Below are 22,467 nucleotides of genomic sequence, written 5' to 3'. Positions count from 1 at the left end.
GGACGGGAGAACGCCGAAGGCGGCGCCCCTCGGAGGGGGCGCCGCCTTCGTGCGTCGTTCCTGGCCGTGCCGAGCGGCCGGTCCGCTTAGCTGAAGGAGTCGCCGCAGGCGCAGGAGCCCGTGGCGTTGGGGTTGTCGATCGTGAAGCCCTGCTTCTCGATGGTGTCGACGAAGTCGATGGAGGCGCCGCCCAGGTACGGGGCGCTCATGCGGTCGGTGACGACCTTGACACCGTCGAAGTCCTTGACGACATCGCCGTCGAGCGAGCGCTCGTCGAAGAAGAGCTGGTAGCGCAGACCGGAGCAGCCACCGGGCTGGACGGCCACACGCAGGGCGAGGTCCTCACGGCCTTCCTGCTCCAGCAGGGCCTTGACCTTGGCGGCCGCGGCGTCGGACAGGAGGATGCCGTCGCTCACAGTGGTCTTCTCGTCCTGAACGGACATCTGCTTCACTCCCGGGTTTCGTGCGGACTGCTTGCCCTCGGCTGCAACCGCCGGCCTCCCGGATTCATTCCGGGTCCGCCATGTCACTTCTCGCTTTCATGCTCGCACACCACACGCCGGATCGGGAATGCGTCACATCGACACAATGGGCATCGTCAAACTGACGTGAAGCAGTTATGATAGATAGCGTCAAATTGACGACAAGGCCGTCAGGGCCGTCCGCAGAACAGAAAGGGTGCGTGTCGTGACCACCGCCCAACCCTTGGATGTCCAGCCCACCCCCCTCGCGCTCCTGCTGCTCGGCCGCGACGCCGACCCCAAGAGCGAGCGCGGCGTGGAGTGTCCGGGCGACCTGCCGGCGCCGTCCGACCCGGACCTCGTCGAGCGCGCCCGTGCGGCCAAGGCCAGGCTCGGCGACAAGGTCTTCGTGCTGGGGCACCACTACCAGCGCGACGAGGTCATCGAGTTCGCGGACGTCACCGGGGACTCCTTCAAGCTCGCGCGCGACGCGGCCGCCCGGCCCGACGCCGAGTACATCGTCTTCTGCGGCGTGCACTTCATGGCCGAGTCCGCGGACATCCTCACCACCGACGCCCAGCAGGTCGTCCTGCCGGACCTGGCCGCCGGCTGCTCGATGGCCGACATGGCCACCGCCGAGCAGGTCGCGGAGTGCTGGGACGTGCTGACCGAGGCGGGCGTCGCCGAGGCCACCGTCCCCGTCTCGTACATGAACTCCTCCGCCGACATCAAGGCCTTCACCGGCAAGCACGGCGGCACGATCTGCACCTCCTCCAACGCCGAACGCGCCCTGACCTGGGCCTTCGAGCAGGGCGAGAAGGTCCTCTTCCTCCCCGACCAGCACCTCGGCCGCAACACGGCCGTCCGCGACCTCGGCATGTCCCTGGACGACTGCGTCGTCTACAACCCGCACCGGCCGAACGGCGGGCTGACCGCCGAGCAGCTGCGGGCCGCGAAGATGATCCTGTGGCGCGGGCACTGCTCCGTGCACGGCCGCTTCTCGCTGGACTCCGTGCGCGACGTGCGCGAGCGCATACCGGGCGTCAATGTGCTGGTGCACCCCGAGTGCAAGCACGAGGTCGTGGCGGCGGCGGACTACGTCGGCTCGACGGAGTACATCATCAAGACGCTGGAGGCCGCCCCGGCCGGCTCGAAGTGGGCCATCGGCACGGAGCTCAACCTCGTACGGCGCCTGGCGAACCGTTTCGCCGATGAGGGCAAGGAGATCGTCTTCCTCGACAAGACGGTCTGCTTCTGCTCCACGATGAACCGGATCGATCTGCCGCATCTGGTCTGGGCGCTCGAGTCCCTGGCGGACGGCAAGGTCGTGAACCGCATCGAGGTCGACGCGGAGGTCGCGGCGTTCTCGAAGCTGGCGCTCGAGCGCATGCTCGCGCTCCCGTAGGGGGCGGTTTCCGGGGCCGGGTGCGGGTCCGTTGCACGGGGCTCCGCCCCGGACCCCGGAGCACGCTTCGCGCGCTGTCCTCAAACTCCCCCAGCTACCGCTGGGAGGTGCCCCCACGGGCTGATCTCGCGTGCCCCGAGGGTCTGGGAAACTACTCCGCCCTCGGGCGCACCAGCCCCGACTCGTAGGCGATCACGACCAGTTGGGCCCGGTCGCGCGCGCTCAACTTCGCCATCGCCCGGTTCACATGCGTCTTCACCGTCAGCGGGCTGACAGCGAGCCGCTCGCCTATCTCGTCGTTCGACAGGCCCCCGGCCACCTGCACCAGAACCTCGCGCTCGCGCCCCGTGAGGGCGCCCAGCCGGGTCGCGGCCCGGTCCTCGTCCTCCCCGTACGGCGCGGGGTCGCCCTGTGCCAGGAACTTCGCGATGAGCCCCTTCGTCGCGGCCGGTGACAGCAGCGACTCCCCCGCCCTGGTGATCCGGATCGCGGACAGCAGTTCCTCCGGTTCCGCGCCCTTGCCGAGGAAGCCGGAGGCGCCCGCGCGCAGCGACTGCACCACGTACTCGTCGACCTCGAAGGTCGTCAGCATCACCACCCGCACCTCCGAGAGGGCGGGGTCGGAGCAGATCGCGCGCGTGGCCGCGAGGCCGTCCGTGCCGGGCATCCGGATGTCCATCAGGACGACGTCCGGGAGGTGGCGGCGGGCGAGTTCGACGGCCTCCGCGCCGTCGGCGGCCTCCCCCACCACGGTCATGTCGGGCTCGGAGTTCACCAGCACCCGGAAGGCGCTGCGCAACAGCGCCTGGTCGTCGGCGAGGAGGACTCGTATGCGTTCTGCGGGCGGCTCGTCAGGCATGGCCCTCAGCCTAGGCGCGGTTGTCCCGCCGTACGGCCGTCGAGCGGCAGCCGGACCCGGACCCGGAAGCCCGGGGTGCCGTCGCGGGGGCCCGTCTCGCAGGTGCCGCCCAGGGCGCAGGCGCGTTCGTTCATGCCGATCAGGCCGTGACCGCCGGAGGTGCGGCCGGTGGCGTCGGGCGGGCCCGGCTCCGGTGGCGGGTCGCCGCCGTCGTCCAGGACGGTGACGAGGAGGGCGTCCGGGCCGCGTACGAGGGTGACCGCGGCGTGGGCGGCGGGTCCCGCGTGCTTCTGGACGTTGGTCAGGGCCTCCTGGAGCACGCGGTACGCGGCCAGGTCGACGGCGGCGGGCAGCTTGCCGACGACGGCGGCCGCCCCCGCCGCGTCCATGCCGGGGCCGGGGCCGCCGGGGAGGTCCGAGGCCGTGCTGACATCGACGCGCAGACCCGCGCGGGCGAAGCCGTCGACGAGGTGGCCGAGCGCGGCGAGGCCGGGGGCCGGTTCCGTGGGGGCCTCGGGGTCGCCGTACTGCCGCAGCAGGCCGACCGTGGCGCGCAGCTCCGCCAGGGCCGAGCGGCTGGCCTCTCGGACGTGCGCGAGGGCCTCCTTCGCCTGGTCGGGACGGCTGTCCATGATGTGCGAGGCCACCCCCGCCTGGACATTGACGAGGGCGATGTGGTGGGCGACGACGTCGTGGAGCTCGCGGGCGATCCGCAGCCGTTCCTCGGCGACGCGGCGGCGGGCCTCCTCCTCGCGGGTGCGCTCGGCCCGTACGGCCCGCTCCTCGATCGCCGCGATATAGGCGCGGCGGCTGCGGACGGCGTCGCCCGCGGCGGCGGCCAGGCCGGTCCAGGCGAGGAGGCCGAGGTTCTCCTGCGAATACCAGGGCGGCACCCCGGAGAGCATGACGATGCCCGCGAGCAGGGCGACGGTGAGCGCGGCGATGCGCCAGGCGGCGGGGCGCTCGGTGCGGGACGCGACGGTGTAGAGGGCCACGACGACGGCCATCGCGATCTGGGTGCGCGGGAGGTCGTCGCGGCCCGCGACGACCTCGACGAGCGTCAGCGCGGAGGTGGCGCAGAGCACCGTCCGCGGGGCCGCGCGGCGCGCCACGAGGCAGGCGCAGGCCAGGGCGCTGAGCAGGACGAAGCCGAGGCCCGGCGGGGGCAGGGTGCCGGAGCGGCGGTTGACGACCGAGCCGATGAGGACGGTCGCGAAGGTGGCGGCGGCCAGCAGCGAGTCGGCGGCGAGCGGGTGGGCGCGCAGCCAGCCGCGGGGGCGGGCCAGACCGGTGACGGCGAGAGAGGTCATCGGGTCCCATCGGGAGGGGCCTCGCGGCACCGCCGCGCCGCCGGGGCGCACCGGGGAGGCGGCCGCGCCCCCGCCCCACAGGGGGCGGGGGCGCCGCGGGTGCTGGAGTGTGCGGGGGCCGGCCGGGGCGCGGGCGGCGGTCGGTCCGCGGCGTCAGCCGGGGATGAGGCCGTCGTCGCTCAGCATCTCCCTGACCTCGGCGAGGGAGGCGTCGGGCGAGGGCAGGATGAGCTCGGAGGGCTCCAGAGCGTCGTCGGGCAGGGGCGTGCCGAGGCGGCGCACGGCGTCGAGCAGCGAGCCGAGGGTGCGGCGGAAGCCCTCCTCGTCACCGCTCTCCATCTCCGCGAGCAGCTCGTCGTCCAGCCTGTTCAGCTCGGTGAAGTGGCTGTCGGCCAGCTTCACCTGCCCCTCCCCCATGATCCGCACGATCATGACGGTCTCCCTCGGTCCGGTGCCTGCTGACTCACTGCCGATCATTACCCGGTCACTGCTTGTCGAAGCGCGGCCGTTCCTGCGGCTGCGCCTGGTGCGCCTGGCCGCCGTTGCCGCCCTCGATGGCCTGCTGCTGGCCGCTGGTGCCGCCCGCGAGCTCGGCCTTCATCCGCTGGAGCTCCAGCTCCACGTCCGAGCCGCCGGAGAGGCGGTCCAGCTCGGCGGTGATGTCGTCCTTGGCGGTGCCGGTGGGGTCGTCGAGGGCCCCGGAGGCGAGCAGCTCGTCGATGGCGCCGGCGCGGGCCTGCATCTGCTGCGTCTTGTCCTCGGCCCGCTGGATGGCCATGCCGACGTCGCCCATCTCCTCGGAGATGCCGGAGAAGGCCTCGCCGATGCGGGTCTGGGCCTGGGCGGCGGTGTAGGTGGCCTTGATGGTCTCCTTCTTGGTGCGGAAGGCGTCGACCTTGGCCTGGAGTCGCTGTGCGGCCAGCGTCAGCTTCTCCTCCTCGCCCTGGAGCGTGGTGTGCTGCGTCTCCAGGTCGCTGACCTGCTGCTGCAGCGCGGCACGGCGGGAGAGCGCCTCACGCGCCAGGTCCTCGCGGCCGAGGGCGAGCGCCTTGCGGCCCTGGTCCTCGAGCTTGGTGGACTGGCCCTGGAGCTGGTTGAGCTGGAGCTCCAGGCGCTTGCGGGAGGTGGCGACGTCGGCCACTCCGCGGCGCACCTTCTGCAGCAGTTCGAGCTGCTTCTGGTACGAGTAGTCGAGGGTCTCGCGCGGATCCTCGGCCCGGTCCAGGGCCTTGTTGGCCTTCGCGCGGAAAATCATTCCCATACGCTTCATGACACCGCTCATGGGCCTCGGGCGCCCCCTTCTGACGGACTACGAACTCCAGCACATCTTGCAGAACCCACAGTACGGGGCCTGCTTCCATTACCGCACTGTTCGGGCCTCGATGCGCTCCTCCTCCAGGACGATCAGCAGATCGTCCTTCTCCGGCGCAAGGAGTACGGAGACATCGGGGAACCGGCGGGGTGCACCCCGGCCCGCTCCCGTACGGTGAACGCGCCGCCGTTGCCGGATCGTTCCCCCGTGCGGCTGGGGGCCCGCCGCCCGCACCCCGTACCCTTGGGTTTCGTGTTCCGAAGCCGTTCCACTTCCAAGGATGAGCAGGCCGCAGCCGCCAAGGCGACCGCGGACCGGTCTCAGCAGCCCCGTGACCCGCAGGCCCCGAAGGGCCGCCCGACCCCCAAGCGCAGCGAGGCCTCCTCGCAGCGCCGCAGTCTGGCCAGCACGCCGACCAACCGCAAGGACGCCTCCAAGCGCGCCCGCGAGGCCCGGCGCGTGGATCTGGCCAAGCAGCGCGAGGCCCTCGCCAACGGGGACGAGCGGTTCCTGCCGGCCCGTGACAAGGGCCCGATCCGCCGCTTCGCGCGCGACTTCGTGGACGCGCGGTATTCCGTGGCGGAGTTCTTCCTCCCCCTCGCCGTGGTCATCCTCGTCCTGAGCATGATCAACCGCGGCTCCTTCCAGGCGTATGTGCTGCTCGCGTGGATGGTCGTCATCGCCCTGATCGTCATCAACTCCGTGATCACGGGCATCACCCTCAAGCGCGCCCTCAAGCAGCGCTTCCCGAGCGAGAACCTGCGCGGCGCGGTGCCCTACGGCCTGATGCGCACGCTCCAGATCCGCCGGCTGCGACTGCCCAAGCCCATGGTCAAGCGCGGGGCGAAGCCCTGACCGGTGCCGCCCTCGCGGCCGGTTTCGGCGGTGGCGCCGAAGCCTGGCTACGAGGGCTCGGGGGGGTACGGAACACCGTCCGGCAGGAGCTGGTGGCGCGCCAGCTCGACGAACAGATAGCGGCCCGCTTCCCGGTGGGCCGCCGGCTGCGCGTCCTCGACGTCGGCCTCGGCCAGGGCACCCAGGCGCTGCGGCTGGCCCGCGCCGGTCACGAGGTGACCGGCCTGGAGTCCGACCCGCGGATGGTGGCCGCCGTCCGCCAGTCGCTGGCCACGGAGCCCGAGGGCATCCAGGAGCGGGTGCGGATCATCGAGGGCGACGGGCGGGACGCCGGCGCGCACTTCCTGCCCGGCGCCTTCGACGTCGTCCTGTGCCACGGCGTCCTGATGTACGTGCCGGAGCCGGACCCGATGCTCGCCGGGCTGGCCCGGGTGCTCGCGCCCGGCGGCCTGCTGTCCCTGGTCGTGCGGAACGCCGACGCGCTGGCGATGCGGCCCGGTCTGGCCGGTGACTGGGAGACCGCGCTGGCGGCCTTCGACTCGCCCGCCTACACCAACCGCATCGGCCTCGACGTGCGCGCGGACCGGCTGGAGAACCTGACCGCGACCCTCGCGGGCATCGGGGCGCCGCTCCACGCGTGGTACGGCGTGCGGGTGTTCACCGACCAGGCGGGCGACGCGGCGGAGCCGCCGTCCGGCGAGGCGCTCCACCGGCTGCTGGCGGCGGAGGACCGGGCGGGCCGTACCGACCCCTACCGGGCGGTCGCGGCACTGCTCCACCTCTGCGGCGTGCGGGGCTGAGACCCCCGGCCGGCCCGACGCTCTCCGCCCCGCCGTTGTCGCGCGCGGGGCGGAAGGCCACCGATGCCTCACCGGCCGGGACAGGCGGCGGCACGGACGTGATACTCCGACTATGGACGGTTCACGTGCCCGTAGCCTCCCCCGCCGGATCCTCCTCCCCCTGACCGCCGCGGCCTGCGCGGCCGCGCTCCTCGCCGGGTGCTCCGCCTCGCACACCCGGACCTCTCCGGCCCCGTCGACCGGATCCACCGCTTCCACCGGCTCCCCCGTGGCCCTCGGGTCCGCCGGGGACCTCCAGGCCGCGTACGAGAAGGTCGTCAAGGACGTCCTGCCCTCCGTCGTGCAGATCACCACCGGCGAGGGCCTCGGCTCCGGGGTCGTCTACGACGACAAGGGGCACGTCGTCACCAACGCGCACGTCGTCGGTGACGCCACCACCTTCAAGGTCACCCTGGCCACCGGCGGCGACTCCGTCGGCGCCCGGCTCGTGTCGAGCTACCCCGACCAGGACCTCGCCGTCGTCCAGCTCGACAGCGTGCCCAAGAACCTCAAGCCCGCCACGCTCGGCGACTCCGCCAAGGTCGAGGTCGGCCAGATCGTGCTGGCCATGGGCAATCCGCTGGGCCTGTCCAGCAGCGTCACCCAGGGCATCGTCTCGGCCGTGGGCCGTACGGTCAGCGAGGGCCGCAGCGGCGGCGGCACCGGCGCGACCATCTCGAACATGGTGCAGACGTCGGCGGCCATCAACCCCGGCAACAGCGGCGGCGCCCTCGTCAACCTCGCCGGTCAGGTCATCGGCATCCCGACGCTCGCGGCCACCGACCCCGAGCTGGGGCAGGGCGCCGCGCCCGGCATCGGCTTCGCCATCCCCGCCTCGACGGTGCACACCATCGCCGGTCAGATCATCAAGAGCGGCAAGGTCACCGAGTCCGGCCGCGCCGCGCTGGACATCACCGCGCGGACGATCGTGGGCCAGGACTTCGCGCCGGCCGGGGTCGCGGTGGTCTCCGTGGGGGCGGGCGGGGCCGCCGACAAGGCGGGCCTCAAGGCGGGCGACATCATCACCCGGCTGAACAAGGACCCCATCACGACCATGCAGTCCCTGACCGTGGCGCTCGCGGGCCTCAAACCGGGCGACCGGGCCGAGGTGACGTACGACCGGGACGGCTCGGAGCGCACGGCGACCGTGACCCTGGGCGAGATGTGAGCACGGCCCGGCACCCGTGACGGGTGCCGGGCCGTCCCGGAGCGGGGGCCGCGGTCAGCCGTCCACCGCGGCGCGCAGGCTCATTTTGTAGATCTCCGTGCCGTCCTCGAACAGCGTGACCTGCTCCGCGCCACCGTCGAGGAGCTCCTTCCAGACCTCGCCGATCCAGGACTCCGCGTCGCCCTGCGTGCTGAAGTCCTCCGGCTCCACCGCGGGCGACGTCTCCGTCCCGTCGGCCTTCTCGAACCGCCACACCCACGCCATGTCCGCCTCCTGGGACTCGGATACGCCGAACCGTGCAGCGCAGCCTAACGGCCCGCGCCCGACAAGAAAGGGTGAGCCCGGCGCGCCCGTGGTCCGCGGACGCGAGACGATCAGGACGTGGAACTCACTCTGCTCGGCACCGGAGCCCCCGACGGGCTGCCGCGCCCCGACTGCCCCTGCGCGTCCTGCGCCACCGCCGTCGGCGACGACGCGCGGGCCGCGACCGCGCTGCTCGTCGACGGGGCGCTGCTCCTGGACCTCACCCCGGGCCCGGCCTTCGCGGCCGCGCGGGCGGGCCGGTCGATCGCCGGGGTGCGGCAGGTGCTGCTCTCGCACCCGCACGACGGGCCGTCGGTGGAGTTCCCCGCGGGGCTGCCCGCGCCGGTGCGGGTGCCGGACGGGCGCGAGCTCTCGCTGATCAGCGGGCACCGGGTGCGGGCGGTGGCGCTGGACTCGCCGGGCACCGGTTACGAGGTGACGGCCCCCGAGGGCGAGCGCCTGCTCTACCTGCCGCCGGGCGGCGCCCCGGCCGGCCCGGTCGGGGCGAAGCCGTACGACATGGTGCTGCTCGACGTCGTCGGGCGGCCCGACGCGCTCGCCCGGCTGCGCGGCGCGGGCGCGGTCGCCGCGACGACCGACGTGCTGGCCGTCCACCTCGACCACGATGTGCCGCCGGGCCGTGAGCTGCACCGGCGGCTGGCCGCCGCGGGCGCGCGGGCCGTGCCGGACGGCACGACCCTGGTCGTCGGCGACTACCACGCGGTGCCGGACCTGCCGCGCCGGACGCTGGTCCTGGGCGGTGCCAGGTCGGGCAAGTCGGTGGAGGCGGAGCGGCGGCTGGAGTCCTTCCCCGACGTGCTGTACGTGGCCACCGGCGGCACGCGGGAGGGCGACGCCGACTGGGCGGCCCGGGTGGCCCTCCACCGCGAGCGCCGGCCGGGTTCCTGGCGTACGGCGGAGACCTGCGACCTCGTCCCGCTGCTGACCGCCGACGGCCCTCCCCTGCTGATCGACTGCCTGTCGCTGTGGCTGACGGACGCGATGGACTCCGTCGGGGCGTGGGACGACGCGACGTGGTCGAACGGCGGCTCCTCCGCGCTCGCCGACCGGGTGGACGCCCTGGTGGCGGCCCTGCGCGCGACGTCCCGCACGGTGGTGACCGTCAGCAACGAGGTCGGGTCGGGCGTCGTCCCCGCCACGTCCTCGGGCCGCCGCTTCCGCGACGCGCTGGGCCGGCTGAACACGGCGGTCGCCGGCGAGTGCGAGCACGTGGTGCTGGTGGTGGCGGGGCAGGCGCTCCCCCTGCGCTGACCCCGGCGCCGACGGGCCCGGCGATCCCGGCCGACCGGAGCAGGGATACCCCTCGCCCTCACGGGTAGTGTTGCGCGGATGAGCGGTCTGAATCTTGATGACTTCGCCACCCTGATCGAGCGCCCCGACCCCGGCGTCCGCAGGGACGCCGAAGCGCGGCGCGAGCGCCTGACGCCCCGCCCGGGCGCCCTTGGACGGCTGGACGAGCTCGGCGAGTGGCTCGCCGCGGCGCAGGGCTCCGTACCGGTGAAGCCGGTCGAGCAGGTCACGGCGCTGCTGTTCGCAGGCGACCACGGCGTCGCGGAGCTGGGCGTCTCGGCGGGCCCGAAGGGCGGTGCCCACGAGCTCGTACGGGCGACCCTGGACGGGCGGAACACCGCCGCGATCCTGGCGCGGCGGGCGGGCGCGCGGCTGCGCGTCGTCGACATGTCCGTGGACTGCGACCCGGACGGGCTGCCCGAGGACGTCACGCGGCACCGCGTGCGCCGCGGCTCGGGCCGGATCGACGTCGAGGACGCGCTGACCGCCGAGGAGGCCGAGGCCGCGTTCCGCGCGGGGATGGCGATCGCCGACGAGGAGGCCGACTCGGGCACCGACCTGGTGGTCCTGGGCGACCTCAGCGTGGGCGGCACCACCGCGGCGGGCACCCTGATCGGCGCGCTGTGCGGCACGGACGCCTCCGTGGTCACCGGCCGGGGCGGCGCGGGCATCGACGACCTGGAGTGGATGCGCAAGTGCGCGGCGATCCGGGACGCGCTGCGCCGGGCCCGTCCGGTGCTGGGCGACCAGCTCAAGCTGCTGGCCGCGGTCGGCGGTGCCGACCTCACCGCGGCCACGGGCTTCCTGCTGCAGAGCGCGGTGCGCCGGACGCCGGTCATCCTCGACGGGGTGGTCTCGGCGGCGTGCGCGCTCGTGGCGCAGCGGGTGGCGTTCCGCGCGCCCGACTGGTGGCTGGCCGGGCAGTCGAGCGGCGATCCGGCCCAGGCGAAGGCGCTCGACAGGATGGCTCTCAACCCTTTGCTCGATCATGGCGTCACAGTGGGCGAGGGGACAGGAGCCCTGCTCGCCCTGCCATTGGTGCAGGCGGCCGCGGCCCTGGCGGCCGAACTCCCGGAGCGTGACTGACAGGCCCCTGAGTCCCGGGGGTCCGTCGGACGCCGGCAGTTCACCGCAGAAGGTGCCCCATATGCTCACTTTTCATGGGAGAAGCTCGCTTGACTCCGGATGAAGGAACGCCGACCGGCAGCACCTGGCCACGGCGTTCCGCCGTTTTCGCCGTGTGGTATCTGCGCGTTGTCACGTTCGTCAATCTGCTCAGCGCGGTGTGGGTGTCGTTCGGCGCGGACATCCGGCGGCACAACGTCGACGAGTTCTTCACCCCCTATCTGCTGACGGCGGGCTTCGCGTCGGCGCTGTGGTCGTTCGTCATGGCGGTCACCCTGCGCCGGCGCAAGCGCGCGTCGTGGATCCTCAACCTGGTGCTGTCCGGGCTGTTCCTGGTGTTCATGGCGCTGCTCATGACCGACCACCAGTTCAACCGGCACGGCCTGAACTGGTTCTCGCTGGTGATGACCGGTCTCTTCGTCGCCGCGCTGATCACCGGCCGCCGCGAGTTCTACGCCAAGGGCGACCGCGCCAACCCCAGGCTCGCCTCGCTCGTCGCGGCGGGCGGCCTGCTGGTCACCTCGCTGGTCGCCGGGCTGCTGGTGACGGCCACCAACGAGGCCGCCGACGCGTACCGCTCCACGTTCTGGGACCGCTGGATGTACGGCTTCATGCGGCTGATCTCGATCTCCGTGGACGAGGACCGCTATCCGGGCGTCTCCCCGCCCAGCTGGGTGAACGTCTTCATCAACGTCATGAGCACGGCCCTGCTGCTGCTCGTGGTGTACGCGGCCTTCCGCGCCCGCCGCGCCACCGACCCGCTCACCGAGGGGGACGAGGAGCGGCTGCGCGCCCTGCTCGCCAAGCACGGCGACCGGGATTCGCTCGGCTATTTCGCGCTGCGCCGCGAGAAGAGCGTCATCTGGTCGCCCAGCGGCAAGGCGGCGGTGACCTACCGGGTGCTCGGCGGGGTCTCGCTGGCCTCCGGCGACCCCATCGGCGACCCCGAGGCCTGGCCCGGCGCGATCGAGCCCTGGCTGACGGAGGCGCGCGAGCACGGCTGGAGCCCGGCCGTGATGGGCGCGAGCGAGGAGGCCGGGACCATCTACGCCCGGCACGGTCTGAACGCCCTGGAGATCGGCGACGAGGCCATCGTGGACACCGGCGAGTTCACGCTCGAAGGGCGCGCGATGCGGACCGTGCGCCAGGCGTACAACCGGGTCAAGCGCGCCGGTTACAGCGTCACCGTCAGGCGCCACGAGGACATCCCCGAGGCGGAGATGGCCGAGCTGCTGCGGCGCGCCGACGACTGGCGCGACGGGGCGACCGAGCGCGGCTTCTCGATGGCGCTCGGCCGGCTCGGCGACCCGGGTGACGGCCGCTGCGTGATGCTGGAGTGCCACGACGGCGAGGGCGAGCTGCGGGCGCTGCTGAGCTTTGTGCCGTGGGGCCCCAAGGGCCTGTCCCTGGACCTGATGCGCCGCGACCGCGACTCCGAGAACGGCCTGATGGAGTTCATGGTCATCGAGCTGCTCCAGCAGGCCAAGGGGCTCGGCATCACCCAGGTGTCGCTGAACTTCGCGATGTTCCGGTCCGTCTTCGAGCGGGGCTCCCGGCTGGGCGCGGGCCCGGTGCTGCGCATCTGGCGCTCGCTGCTGAGCTTCTTCTCCCGCTGGTGGCAGATCGAGTCGCTCTACCGAGCAAATGCGAAATACCGCCCCATCTGGGAACCTCGTTTCATGCTGTTCGAGAAGAGCAGCGATCTGCTGCGGATCGGGATCGCGAGCGCCCGGGCCGAGGGCTTCCTGGAGGCCCCGGGGCTGCCCAAGTGGCTCAACCGCAAGCATCTGGAGAGCCCGCGATGAACCGCGCGGCGCTGCGTCGCGCCGCGTATACCGAATGGGGTCCGCTCGTCGGCACCGTCCGGCGGGCGCTGGTGCGCAAGCGGTTCCGCGCGATCCCGATGACGCTCACGGCCGTGGTCCTGACCTCGGTCTTCCAGCTGGTGCAGAACCAGCCCTGGGGCTTCGAGCCGGTGCAGAAGCTGGGGTCCGTGCAGGCGCAGCTGCCCTGGTGGCTGGCGCTGCTGCGGACCCCGCTCTCGCTGTTCGTCCCCGCCCTCGACCTGCCGGTGTGGGGCGCGCTGGCGCAGCTCCTGCTGGTCTTCGGCATCGCGGAGATCTGCCTGGGCAAGTGGCGCACGCTGGCCGTCTCCTACCTCGCCACGCTCGCCGGGACGATGTACGCGCGGCTGGCCATCCACATCGGGCCGGACTCCGTCTTCGGGCTGCCGCCGGAGGCCGCCAAGGTCATCGACACCGGTCCCTCGGCGGCGGTCGTGGGGCTCGCGGTGTACGTCTCCTGGCGCTACCGCGCCTGGTTCACCTGCGCCACGGTGGTGCTGGCCATGGTGGCGGAGGCCGTGATCAAGCCGAACCTGGCGGGCAAGGAGCACATCGCGGCGGTCCTGGCGATGCTCGTGGTGTGCGTCGCCGACGAGGTGCGCAGGCGGGGCAAGCCCGGGCACGACGCGTACGAGGAGGACGGTCAGCGGTCCGGGGCCCCCGCCAGCAGGTCGTGAAGGCGGTTGCGCACCGCCGCCCAGCGGGCGTCGTGGCGGTAGGCGCGCACCCGCGCCTTGCGGCGGGCCCGTGGCCGGTTGCGGTAGAACCGCCGCGCCCACGGTGACCCGGGCCGGGCCAGCCGCACCGCGCCGATCAGCGCCACCAGCGGCACGACACAGCCGATCACGGCGATCCGCGGCTTGCCCTTGGCGAGGGCGAAGAGGGCGATCAGGAAGTTGACCACGAAGTTGGTCACCACGATGCTGCGGCTCTGGAGCTCGTCCGGGGTCAGCTCGTTCACACCGAACGGCAGGAAGCCGGAGAGCACCAGCCCCACCAGCGCCGCCGTCATCACCACGACCTCGACGCTCTTGCGGCCCTGCTCCGTCCAGTACACGTCGTCCAGGTGCAGGACGAGCGCGAACTCGTCCAGCACCAGCCCGGCGCCGGTGCCGAAGAGCACGGCCGACACCGAGGCCCCGAAGCCGTGCCGGCCCTCCGCGACCGCCCCGAAGCCGCCGACGACCATCAGGACGATGCCGGGCACCACATGGTGCACATGCAGCCCGCCGGGCCTGATGTTGCGGAAGGGACCCCGGCCCGCCCGGATCAGCCGGGTGATCACCCGGGTCACCAGGAAGGTCATGACGAAGGCGCCCAGCGCGAGCAGCAGGGGCAGTTTGCCCGGTTCGACAATGTTGCGCGCCAGCCAGTGGCCCATGGATCTCCCGCTCCCGAACGCCTCTCACCAGCAAACCTACTGCTCCGAGGTGACGGGATAGGGTGCCCGCGATGACCGACACGACTCCAGCCCGCGCGACCCCCGGCGAGGCCCTCCGGTTCGCCTTCGGCACCCTGACCGTCCTGCCCGTACGGGTCGCCCGCTGGGACCGGGCGGCGGCGCGCGGCGGCATGCTCGCGGCACCGCTCGCGGGGCTGGCCGTGGGTGTCTGCGCGGGCGCGCTGGGCCTGCTGCTCCTGCTGCTCGGCTCGGGCCCCGCGGTCGCGGCCGTGGCCACGGCCGCCGTGCCCGCGGTCCTCACCCGCGGCCTCCACCTGGACGGCCTCGCGGACGTCGCCGACGGCCTCGGCAGCGGCAGGCCGGCCGAGGACGCGCTGCGCATCATGAAGCAGTCCGACATCGGGCCGTTCGGCGTCGTCACCCTGCTGCTGACCCTCCTCGGCCAGGTGGCCGCCCTCGCCTCGCTCTACGCCGCGGCCCCCGCGCGCGGCGCGCTCGCGGCCGTGGTGGCCGCGGTGGCCGCGCGCTGCTCCCTGACCCTCGCGTCCAGGTCCGGCGTCCCGGCGGCACGGCCGGAGGGGCTGGGCGCGGCCGTGGCGGGCGTCGTACGGGGGCGGGCCGCGGCGGCGGTGGCGGTGCTCGTGATCTGCTCGAGCGCGGCGGCCGGCCTGCCCACCGGCCCGTACGGCGCGCTGCGCACGGCGGTCGCGGTGGCCCTCGCCCTGGCGGCCGGTGAACTGCTCCTGCGGCACTGCGTACGCCGCTTCGGCGGGGTGACGGGCGACGTCTTCGGCGCCCTGGCGGAAACGTCGGCGACGACGGCACTGGTGGCACTGACGCTGGGCTAGGCCCGCTCGGGGGCGAGCCCCCAGACCCCCGGGGTGCGCAATTTCAGCCCGTCCGGCGTTTGAGGACGCTCCCGCAGGGAGCTCCCGCCGCAGGCGGCAACGGACCCGCACCCGACGAACGACCCGCACCCCAACCCCCAGTTACGACCAGGGGCACGGAGGGGAGAGAACAACCGACACATACGATGCGCAGGGTACGGTCGGCCCACCCATCGGCCGAGGAACTCAACGGAAGTAGGGACCCCACCCCGTGTCTGCTCTGACTCTCAGCACTTCCAGTGCGGCGACGCTCCGCGCGGACGCCATCGTCATCGGTGTGGCGAAGGGCCCCAAGGGCCCGGTCGTCGCGCCCGGCGCCGAAGCCGTGGACAAGGCGTTCGACGGCAAGCTCGCCGCCATCCTGGAGACCCTCGGCGCCGGTGGCGGCGAGGGCGAGACGACCAAGCTCCCCGCCCCGTCCGGGCTGAAGGCCCCGGTCGTGCTGGCGGTCGGGCTGGGTGACGCTCCGGCCAAGGACGACGGCTACGGCCACGAGGCGCTCCGCCGCGCCGCGGGCTCCGCGGCCCGCGCGCTGACGGGCACCAAGAAGGCCGGCTTCGCCCTGCCGGTGGAGGACGCCGCGGCCGCCGCCGCGATCGCCGAGGGCGCGCTGCTCGGCGCGTACTCCTTCGTCCCCGTCGACGGCAGCAAGAAGAACGCCGACAAGTCCGACAAGAGCGCGCCCCTCGGCGAGGTCGCGCTGCTGGGCGCCAAGCCCCGCGACAAGGCGTTCAAGGCGGCCGCCGAGCGGGCGACCGCGCTGACCGAGGAGATCAACCGGGCCCGCGACCTGGTCAACCTCCCGCCGAACGACCTCACCCCGAAGGTCTTCGCCGCCACGGCCCAGGCCGCGGGCAAGGAGCACGGCCTCAAGGTCGAGGTGCTGGACGAGAAGGCGCTGCTCAAGGGCGGCTTCGGCGGCATCATGGGCGTCGGCCAGGGCTCCGCGAACCCGCCGCGCCTGGTGCGCATCGGCTACACCCACCCCAAGGCCGAGAAGACGATCGCGCTGGTCGGCAAGGGCATCACCTACGACTCGGGCGGCATCTCCCTCAAGGCGGCCGGCCACAACGAGACGATGAAGTGCGACATGGCCGGCGCCGCCGCCGTGTTCGCCGCGGTCGTGGCCGCGGCCCGGCTCGGGGTGCGGGTCAACGTGACCGGCTGGCTGGCCCTCGCCGAGAACATGCCGTCGGGCACCGCGACCCGCCCGGGCGACGTGCTGCGGATGTACGGCGGCAAGACCGTCGAGGTCCTCAACACCGACGCCGAGGGCCGCCTGGTCCTGGGCGATGCCCTGGCCCGCGCCTCGGAGGAGAACCCCGACGCGATCGTGGACGTCGCCACCCTCACGGGTGCCATGGTGCTCGCGCTCGGCAATCGCACGTTCGGCGTCATGGCCAACGACGACGCGTTCCGCACCTCGCTCTACGAGATCGCCGAGGAGGTCGGCGAGCAGGCGTGGCCGATGCCGCTCCCCGCCGAGCTGCGCAAGGCCATGGACACGCCCGTCGCCGACTTCGCCAACATGGGCGAGCGGATGGGCGGCGGCCTGGTCGCGGGCCTCTTCCTGAAGGAGTTCGTGGGCGAGGGCATCGCCTGGGCGCACCTGGACATCGCCGGTCCCGCGTACCACGAGAGCGCTCCCTTCGGCTACACCCCGAAGGGCGGCACGGGCTCCGCGATCCGCACCCTGGTCCGCCTGGCGGAGCACACCGCCGACGGCGACCTCGGCTGAGCCGGATCGGACCCGCGTACGAAATGTGCGGCCCCGAGCGTTTCGCCCGGGGCCGCCCGGCATTCGTTCGCCCGTAACGAAATCCACACCCCGTACGCGCGAGTAACCCCCGAAGGTGACGCATCAGTCTCTTCGGAGCCCCCGCCCGGCGTCCCGCCGTCCGTCAACAAGTGCGAAGATGTTGTCTCGGCAGGACAGGGCCCCATTGACCCAGGGCCGAAGCAAAAGCGGCCGAACAACAGCCGCCGCCCGGTCAGAGACGACCGGCTCCGGCGTATTCCATGCATGGAGGACGTGACGTGGCGAACGACGCCAGCACCGTTTTCGACCTAGTGATCCTCGGAGGCGGTAGCGGCGGTTACGCCGCTGCCCTGCGCGGAGCGCAGCTGGGTCTGGACGTCGCTCTGATCGAGAAGAACAAGCTCGGCGGCACCTGCCTGCACAACGGCTGCATCCCCACCAAGGCGCTGCTGCACGCCGGTGAGATCGCCGACCAGGCCCGCGAGGCCGCGCAGTTCGGTGTCAAGGCCACCTTCGAGGGCATCGACATCGCGGGCGTCCACAAGTACAAGGACGACGTGATCGCCGGCCTGTACAAGGGCCTCCAGGGTCTGGTCGCCTCCCGCAAGGTGACCTACATCGAGGGCGAGGGCCGCCTCTCCTCCCCGACCTCCGTGGACGTGAACGGCCGGCGCATCCAGGGCCGCCACATCCTGCTGGCGACCGGCTCCGTGCCGAAGTCGCTGCCGGGTCTGGAGATCGACGGCAACCGCATCATCTCCTCGGACCACGGTCTGACCCTGGACCGCGTGCCGAAGTCCGCGATCGTCCTGGGCGGCGGCGTCATCGGCGTCGAGTTCGCGTCCGCGTGGACGTCCTTCGGGACCGACGTCACGATCATCGAGGGCCTCAAGCACCTCGTCCCGGTCGAGGACGAGAACAGCTCCAAGCTGCTGGAGCGCGCCTTCCGCAAGCGCGGCATCAAGTTCAACCTCGGCACCTTCTTCCAGAAGGCGGAGTACACCGCCGACGGCGTGAAGGTCACCCTTGCGGACGGCAAGGAGTTCGAGGCCGAGATCCTGCTCGTGGCCATCGGCCGCGGCCCGGTCTCGCAGGGCCTGGGCTACGAGGAGCAGGGCGTCGCGATGGACCGCGGCTATGTCCTGGTCGACGAGTACATGCAGACCAACGTGCCGACCGTCTCGGCCGTCGGTGACCTCGTCCCGACCCTCCAGCTCGCGCACGTCGGCTTCGCCGAGGGCATCCTGGTCGCGGAGCGGCTGGCCGGTCTCAAGCCCGTGCCGATCGACTACGACGGCGTGCCCCGGGTGACGTACTGCCACCCCGAGGTCGCCTCCGTGGGCATCACCGAGGCCAAGGCCAAGGAGATCTACGGCGCGGACAAGGTCGTCGCCCTGAAGTACAACCTCGCGGGCAACGGCAAGAGCAAGATCCTCAAGACCGCGGGCGAGATCAAGCTCGTCCAGGTCAAGGACGGTGCCGTCGTCGGCGTCCACATGGTCGGCGACCGTATGGGTGAGCAGGTCGGCGAGGCCCAGCTGGTCTACAACTGGGAGGCGCTGCCGGCCGAGGTCGCACAGCTCATCCACGCGCACCCGACGCAGAACGAGGCTCTCGGCGAGGCCCACCTGGCCCTGGCCGGCAAGCCGCTGCACGCGCACGACTAATTCCCGAGCGCACCACCATCCGCACTACTCGTAAGGAGCAACCGCAACCATGGCGGTTTCCGTAACACTGCCGGCGCTCGGCGAGAGCGTGTCCGAGGGCACCGTCACCCGCTGGCTCAAGGCCGAGGGTGAGCGCGTCGAGGCCGACGAGCCGCTGCTCGAGGTCTCCACCGACAAGGTCGACACCGAGATCCCGGCGCCCGCGTCCGGCATCCTGGCCTCCATCAAGGTCGCCGAGGACGAGACGGTCGAGGTCGGCGCCGAGCTGGCCATCATCGACGACGGCACCGGCGCCCCGGCCGAGGCCGCTGCCCCGGCCGCCGCCGAGGCCCCCGCCGCTCCGGTCGAGGCTCCGGCCCCGGTCGCCGCGGCCCCCGCCGCCCCCGCCGCCCCGGTCGAGGAGGCCCCCGCGGCCGCCCCCGCCGGTGCCGCCGAGGGCACCCCGGTCGTGCTCCCCGCCCTGGGCGAGTCCGTGTCCGAGGGCACCGTCACCCGCTGGCTCAAGGAGGTCGGCGAGACGGTCGAGGTCGACGAGCCGCTGCTCGAGGTCTCCACCGACAAGGTCGACACCGAGATCCCCGCCCCGGTCGCCGGCGTCCTGCTGGAGATCGTCGTCGCCGAGGACGAGACCGCCGAGGTCGGCGCCAAGCTCGCCGTCATCGGTGCCGCGGGTGCCGCCCCGGCCGCTGCTGCCCCGGCCGCCCCGGCTCCGGTCGCCGCTGCTCCGGCTCCGGTCGCCCCGGCTGCCCCGGTCGCTCCGGCTCCCGTCGCCGCCCCGGCCCCGGTTGCCGCCCCGGTCGCTCCGGCCCCGGTCGCCGCTCCGGCTCCGGCCGCGCCCGCTCCGGTGGCCGCGCCCGTCACCCCGGCCCCGGCCGCCGCTGCCGCGACCGACGGCGCTTACGTCACCCCGCTGGTGCGCAAGCTCGCCGCCGAGAACGGCGTGAACCTCGCGGTCGTCCAGGGCACCGGCGTCGGTGGCCGCATCCGCAAGCAGGACGTCATCGCCGCCGCCGAGGCCGCCAAGGCCGCGCCGGCTCCGGCCGCCGCCCCCGCCGCCGCGCCGAAGGCCGCTGCCGCGGCCCCGTCGCCGCTGCGTGGCCAGACGGTCAAGATGACCCGCATGCGCAAGGTCATCGGCGACAACATGATGAAGGCGCTGCACGGCCAGGCGCAGCTCACCTCCGTGGTCGAGGTGGACATCACCAAGATCATGAAGATGCGCGGCAAGGCCAAGGACGCGTTCGCGCAGCGCGAGGGCGTCAAGCTCTCCCCGATGCCGTTCTTCGTCAAGGCCGCCGTCCAGGCGCTGAAGGCCCACCCGGTCGTCAACGCCCGGATCAACGACGAAGAGGGCACCATCACCTACTTCGACTCCGAGAACGTCGGCATCGCCGTCGACTCGGAGAAGGGCCTGATGACCCCGGTCATCAAGGGTGCGGGTGACCTCAACATCGCGGGCATCGCCAAGAAGACCGCGGAGCTGGCCGGCAAGGTCCGCTCCAACAAGATCACGCCGGACGACCTCGCCGGCGCGACCTTCACGATCAGCAACACCGGCTCGCGCGGTGCGCTGTTCGACACGGTCATCGTGCCCCCGAACCAGGTCGGCATCCTGGGCATCGGCGCGACCGTCAAGCGCCCGGTGGTCGTCGAGACCCCCGAGGGCACGGTCATCGCCGTCCGCGACATGACCTACCTGTCGCTCTCCTACGACCACCGCCTGGTGGACGGTGCCGACGCGGCCCGTTACCTGTCGGCCGTCAAGGAGATCCTGGAGGCCGCCGAGTTCGAGACCGAGATCGGTCTGTAGCTCGTCGCCTCTCCCAGGGCAGCTCGAAGGGCGCGGCCCCGGTCCCGTACTGCGGTACGGACCGGGGCCGCGCCCTTCGGCACATGCGCGGCTTTTACGCTCCCGAAACCGGCCGGGCCGCCGGAGGCGTCCACCCTCCCGGGATAATGACGTCCGGTCCGTTCAGGGCCCGCCCCTAAGGAGCCCCCATGGCCACACCAGTCGTGCATTCGCTGCGCGAACAGATCCGCGAGCACATCCTCGAAGGAATCATCAGCGGGCGCTGGCAGCCGGGCGAGCGGATCGTGGAGCGCCGGATCGCCGCCGAGCTGGCGGTGAGCCAGACGCCCGTGCGGGAGGCCCTGCGCGAGCTGGAGTCGCTGCGGCTGATCGAGTCGGTGCCCAACAAGGGCGTACGGGTCCGTGGCCTGACCGCCACCGACCTCAAGGAGAGCTACCCCGTGCGGGCGGGCCTGGAGCAGGTAGCCGCGGAGCTCGCGGCCCCCGCGCTCGCCGAGGACGACTCGGCGCTTGCGCCGGAGGTGACCGCGCTGTACGCCGCGGACCGGTCGGGCGACGGGGAGGCGCAGGTGCGGCACACCGTGGCCTTCCACCGGGAGATCGTCAGAGCGGCCGGGAACGCCGTCCTGCTGCACACCTGGGAGTCGCTGGGCATCGAGGTGTGGACGACCCTGTCGATCCGCTGGCTGAGCCCGGAGCCGCGGTCGTACGCCGAGGACCACGCGGAGATCGTGGAGGCGTTCAAGCGGCGCGACCCGGAGATCGGCGAGCTGCTGAAGACCCACGTGCTGAGCTGCGCTCCGCGGATCTGACCCCCCGTCTCCGCTCCTCGGGAAAGTTTTTCCGCACCCGACATTGATCGATCATCGATCAGAGGCGTATCGTCTCCGCGGGACGCATCGCGTCCCGACATCCGGTCCTGCCGGTGCGAGCCCCGCCATGGCGCCCTGTCCTGTGACATGGCGAGGCTCGACGGTGAGGGCAGGACCCCGTGCGTCTTCCATGCCCTGGCTGGACGCGCGGGGTCCTGTCGTCGCCGCAACCGGCAGGCGGCCGGAAATCGTAATGTCGGTGCCGCTGGGCATGATGAACGCATGCGCGCAGCCCGGCTGATCAAATTGGTGCTGCTGCTCCAGTCCCGGACGTCGATGACGGGGTCCGAGCTGGCACGGCAGCTCGAAGTCTCGGAGCGCACGGTCGCCCGGGACGTCCTCGCCCTGTCCGAAGCGGGCGTCCCCGTCTACGCCGACCGCGGCCGGTCCGGCGGCTACCGCCTCATCGGCGGCTACCGCACCCGGCTCACCGGCCTCGGGCGGACGGAAGCGGAAGCGCTGTTCCTGTCCGGGGTCCCGTCCGCGCTGCGCGAGATGGGCCTCGCCGACGCGGCCTCCGCCGCCCGGCTCAAGGTCTCCGCCGCCCTCCGGCCCGAGCTGCACGACGCCGGGGCGAACGCGGCCCAGCGCTTCCACCTGGACGCCCCCGGCTGGTGGCAGCCGGCCGATCCCCCCGAGCTGCTGCCCGCGATCGCCGACGCGGTGTGGGACGACCGCTGGATGACGGCCCGCTACCTCAGACGCGACACCGAGGTGGAGCGCGAGCTGGAGCCGTACGGGCTCGTCCTGAAGGCGGGCGTCTGGTATCTGGCGGCCCGTGCGGACGGCCAGTTCCGCATCTACCGAGTGGACCGCTTCACAGCCGTGACGGCCGGAGAGGACCGCTTCCTGCGCTCCGAGACCTTCGACCTGCCGGACTTCTGGGAACGACAGGCGGAGGAGTTCACCCGCTCCCTGCTGCGCGAGCGGGTACGGGTGCGGCTGACCGCCGAGGGGTTGCGGCGGTTGCCGCATGTCACTGAGCGGGGGGCCGCGCTTGAGGCGGCCGCCTCGGCGGGTCCGCCGGACGGGCGGGGCCTGACGACGGTCACGTTACGCGTGGAGTCCCTCGACGTGGCGTACGAGCAGTTGCTCGCGCTGGGGCCGGAAGCAGAAGTGTTAGACCCACTTCCGCTTCGCCAACGCTTCGCAGATGCGGCTGCGCGGGGCGCGGAGCTCTACCGCTAGGCCAGGGGCAGTTCCTTTCCCCTACCCCGCCCCTTCCCGAAACCGGGGAGACCCCGGACCCCCTGAAGCGGCTGCGCCGCTTGTCCTCAA

21 protein-coding genes are annotated in these 22,467 nt (G+C 72.6%); 14 read left to right on the top strand and 7 right to left on the bottom strand.

Features of this window, described 5'->3' with window-relative positions; all coding sequences use genetic code 11:
- Positions 1–86 precede the first annotated feature (86 nt).
- A complete protein-coding gene (locus ABD269_RS03945; RefSeq protein ID WP_301887915.1) occupies positions 87–443 on the bottom strand; it encodes an iron-sulfur cluster assembly accessory protein in 357 nt (118 codons plus the stop codon).
- Positions 444–687: 244 nt separating this feature from the next.
- On the opposite strand from ABD269_RS03945, the gene nadA reads away from it, so the two are divergent.
- Complete coding sequence (gene nadA / locus ABD269_RS03940) at positions 688–1,866, top strand: quinolinate synthase NadA (RefSeq protein ID WP_116211312.1); 1,179 nt, start codon at positions 688–690, stop codon at positions 1,864–1,866.
- A gap of 151 nt (positions 1,867–2,017) precedes the next feature.
- Here the strand turns inward: nadA and ABD269_RS03935 are convergent, their stop codons facing one another.
- From ABD269_RS03935 to ABD269_RS03920, 4 genes are all read right to left on the bottom strand, one after another.
- Positions 2,018–2,725, bottom strand: coding sequence for a response regulator (locus tag ABD269_RS03935; RefSeq protein WP_344116077.1), 708 nt, complete (start codon positions 2,723–2,725; stop codon positions 2,018–2,020).
- Positions 2,726–2,730: 5 nt separating this feature from the next.
- Entirely contained in the window at positions 2,731–4,035 is a 1,305-nt protein-coding gene (locus ABD269_RS03930; protein ID WP_344116075.1) for a sensor histidine kinase, read from the bottom strand.
- Between the two features lie 153 nt (positions 4,036–4,188).
- Positions 4,189–4,467 carry a PspA-associated protein PspAA gene (gene pspAA / locus ABD269_RS03925; protein ID WP_301887910.1) on the bottom strand — a complete coding sequence of 93 codons (279 nt, stop codon included), beginning with the start codon at positions 4,465–4,467 and terminating at the stop codon, positions 4,189–4,191.
- Positions 4,468–4,519: 52 nt separating this feature from the next.
- Positions 4,520–5,317 (bottom strand): PspA/IM30 family protein, encoded by a 798-nt coding sequence (locus ABD269_RS03920; RefSeq protein ID WP_301887908.1) that lies wholly within the window; start codon positions 5,315–5,317, stop codon positions 4,520–4,522.
- Between the two features lie 282 nt (positions 5,318–5,599).
- Between ABD269_RS03920 and ABD269_RS03915 the strand changes: the two genes are divergently transcribed.
- From ABD269_RS03915 to ABD269_RS03905, 3 genes are all read left to right on the top strand, one after another.
- Positions 5,600–6,202, top strand: a complete 603-nt coding sequence (locus tag ABD269_RS03915) for a DUF3043 domain-containing protein (protein WP_344116072.1) — start codon at positions 5,600–5,602, stop codon at positions 6,200–6,202.
- 92 nt (positions 6,203–6,294) lie between these two features.
- Positions 6,295–7,002, top strand: a complete 708-nt coding sequence (locus ABD269_RS03910) for a class I SAM-dependent methyltransferase (protein WP_344116070.1) — start codon at positions 6,295–6,297, stop codon at positions 7,000–7,002.
- Positions 7,003–7,114: 112 nt separating this feature from the next.
- The gene (locus ABD269_RS03905; RefSeq protein ID WP_344116068.1) at positions 7,115–8,209 is read left to right on the top strand and encodes a S1C family serine protease; all 1,095 of its coding nucleotides are present in this window, start codon (positions 7,115–7,117) and stop codon (positions 8,207–8,209) included.
- A gap of 54 nt (positions 8,210–8,263) precedes the next feature.
- Here the strand turns inward: ABD269_RS03905 and ABD269_RS03900 are convergent, their stop codons facing one another.
- Positions 8,264–8,473: a hypothetical protein gene (locus ABD269_RS03900; protein WP_301887902.1), complete on the bottom strand. Its 210-nt coding sequence runs from the start codon at positions 8,471–8,473 to the stop codon at positions 8,264–8,266.
- A 117-nt stretch (positions 8,474–8,590) separates the two neighbouring features.
- Here ABD269_RS03900 and ABD269_RS03895 point away from each other — a divergent pair, with 117 nt between their 5' ends.
- The 4 genes from ABD269_RS03895 (at position 8,591) to ABD269_RS03880 (ending at position 13,469) form a co-directional block, all read left to right on the top strand.
- The gene (locus ABD269_RS03895) at positions 8,591–9,784 is read left to right on the top strand and encodes a bifunctional adenosylcobinamide kinase/adenosylcobinamide-phosphate guanylyltransferase (RefSeq protein ID WP_344116066.1); all 1,194 of its coding nucleotides are present in this window, start codon (positions 8,591–8,593) and stop codon (positions 9,782–9,784) included.
- A 78-nt stretch (positions 9,785–9,862) separates the two neighbouring features.
- Positions 9,863–10,909 carry a nicotinate-nucleotide--dimethylbenzimidazole phosphoribosyltransferase gene (cobT, locus tag ABD269_RS03890; RefSeq protein ID WP_301887899.1) on the top strand — a complete coding sequence of 349 codons (1,047 nt, stop codon included), beginning with the start codon at positions 9,863–9,865 and terminating at the stop codon, positions 10,907–10,909.
- A 74-nt stretch (positions 10,910–10,983) separates the two neighbouring features.
- Positions 10,984–12,753, top strand: a complete 1,770-nt coding sequence (locus ABD269_RS03885) for a phosphatidylglycerol lysyltransferase domain-containing protein (protein WP_301887898.1) — start codon at positions 10,984–10,986, stop codon at positions 12,751–12,753.
- Positions 12,750–13,469, top strand: coding sequence for a hypothetical protein (locus ABD269_RS03880; protein WP_301887895.1), 720 nt, complete (start codon positions 12,750–12,752; stop codon positions 13,467–13,469). The genes ABD269_RS03885 and ABD269_RS03880 overlap by 4 nt, the downstream gene beginning before the upstream one ends.
- Here the strand turns inward: ABD269_RS03880 and ABD269_RS03875 are convergent.
- Complete coding sequence (locus ABD269_RS03875; protein ID WP_301887894.1) at positions 13,436–14,173, bottom strand: hypothetical protein; 738 nt, start codon at positions 14,171–14,173, stop codon at positions 13,436–13,438. The two genes, ABD269_RS03880 and ABD269_RS03875, sit on opposite strands and share 34 nt — an antisense overlap.
- Positions 14,174–14,244: 71 nt before the next feature.
- Between ABD269_RS03875 and ABD269_RS03870 the strand changes: the two genes are divergently transcribed.
- The 6 genes from ABD269_RS03870 (at position 14,245) to ABD269_RS03845 (ending at position 22,377) form a co-directional block, all read left to right on the top strand.
- On the top strand, positions 14,245–15,042 hold the full coding sequence (locus tag ABD269_RS03870) for an adenosylcobinamide-GDP ribazoletransferase (RefSeq protein ID WP_344116061.1): 798 nt from the start codon (positions 14,245–14,247) through the stop codon (positions 15,040–15,042).
- 250 nt (positions 15,043–15,292) lie between these two features.
- On the top strand, positions 15,293–16,819 hold the full coding sequence (locus ABD269_RS03865) for a leucyl aminopeptidase (RefSeq protein WP_344116059.1): 1,527 nt from the start codon (positions 15,293–15,295) through the stop codon (positions 16,817–16,819).
- 299 nt (positions 16,820–17,118) lie between these two features.
- Positions 17,119–18,507 (top strand): dihydrolipoyl dehydrogenase, encoded by a 1,389-nt coding sequence (gene lpdA / locus ABD269_RS03860; RefSeq protein ID WP_301887891.1) that lies wholly within the window; start codon positions 17,119–17,121, stop codon positions 18,505–18,507.
- A 49-nt stretch (positions 18,508–18,556) separates the two neighbouring features.
- The gene (gene sucB / locus ABD269_RS03855; protein WP_344116055.1) at positions 18,557–20,317 is read left to right on the top strand and encodes a 2-oxoglutarate dehydrogenase, E2 component, dihydrolipoamide succinyltransferase; all 1,761 of its coding nucleotides are present in this window, start codon (positions 18,557–18,559) and stop codon (positions 20,315–20,317) included.
- A 188-nt stretch (positions 20,318–20,505) separates the two neighbouring features.
- Positions 20,506–21,129, top strand: coding sequence for a GntR family transcriptional regulator (locus tag ABD269_RS03850; protein WP_344116053.1), 624 nt, complete (start codon positions 20,506–20,508; stop codon positions 21,127–21,129).
- 282 nt (positions 21,130–21,411) lie between these two features.
- A complete protein-coding gene (locus tag ABD269_RS03845) occupies positions 21,412–22,377 on the top strand; it encodes a helix-turn-helix transcriptional regulator (protein WP_344116051.1) in 966 nt (321 codons plus the stop codon).
- Positions 22,378–22,467: the final 90 nt, after the last annotated feature.

The sequence above is a fragment of the Streptomyces blastmyceticus genome (assembly GCF_039521185.1).
Classification (GTDB): Bacteria; Actinomycetota; Actinomycetes; order Streptomycetales; family Streptomycetaceae; genus Streptomyces; species Streptomyces blastmyceticus.
This window is presented reverse-complemented; position numbering and strand designations above follow the sequence as displayed.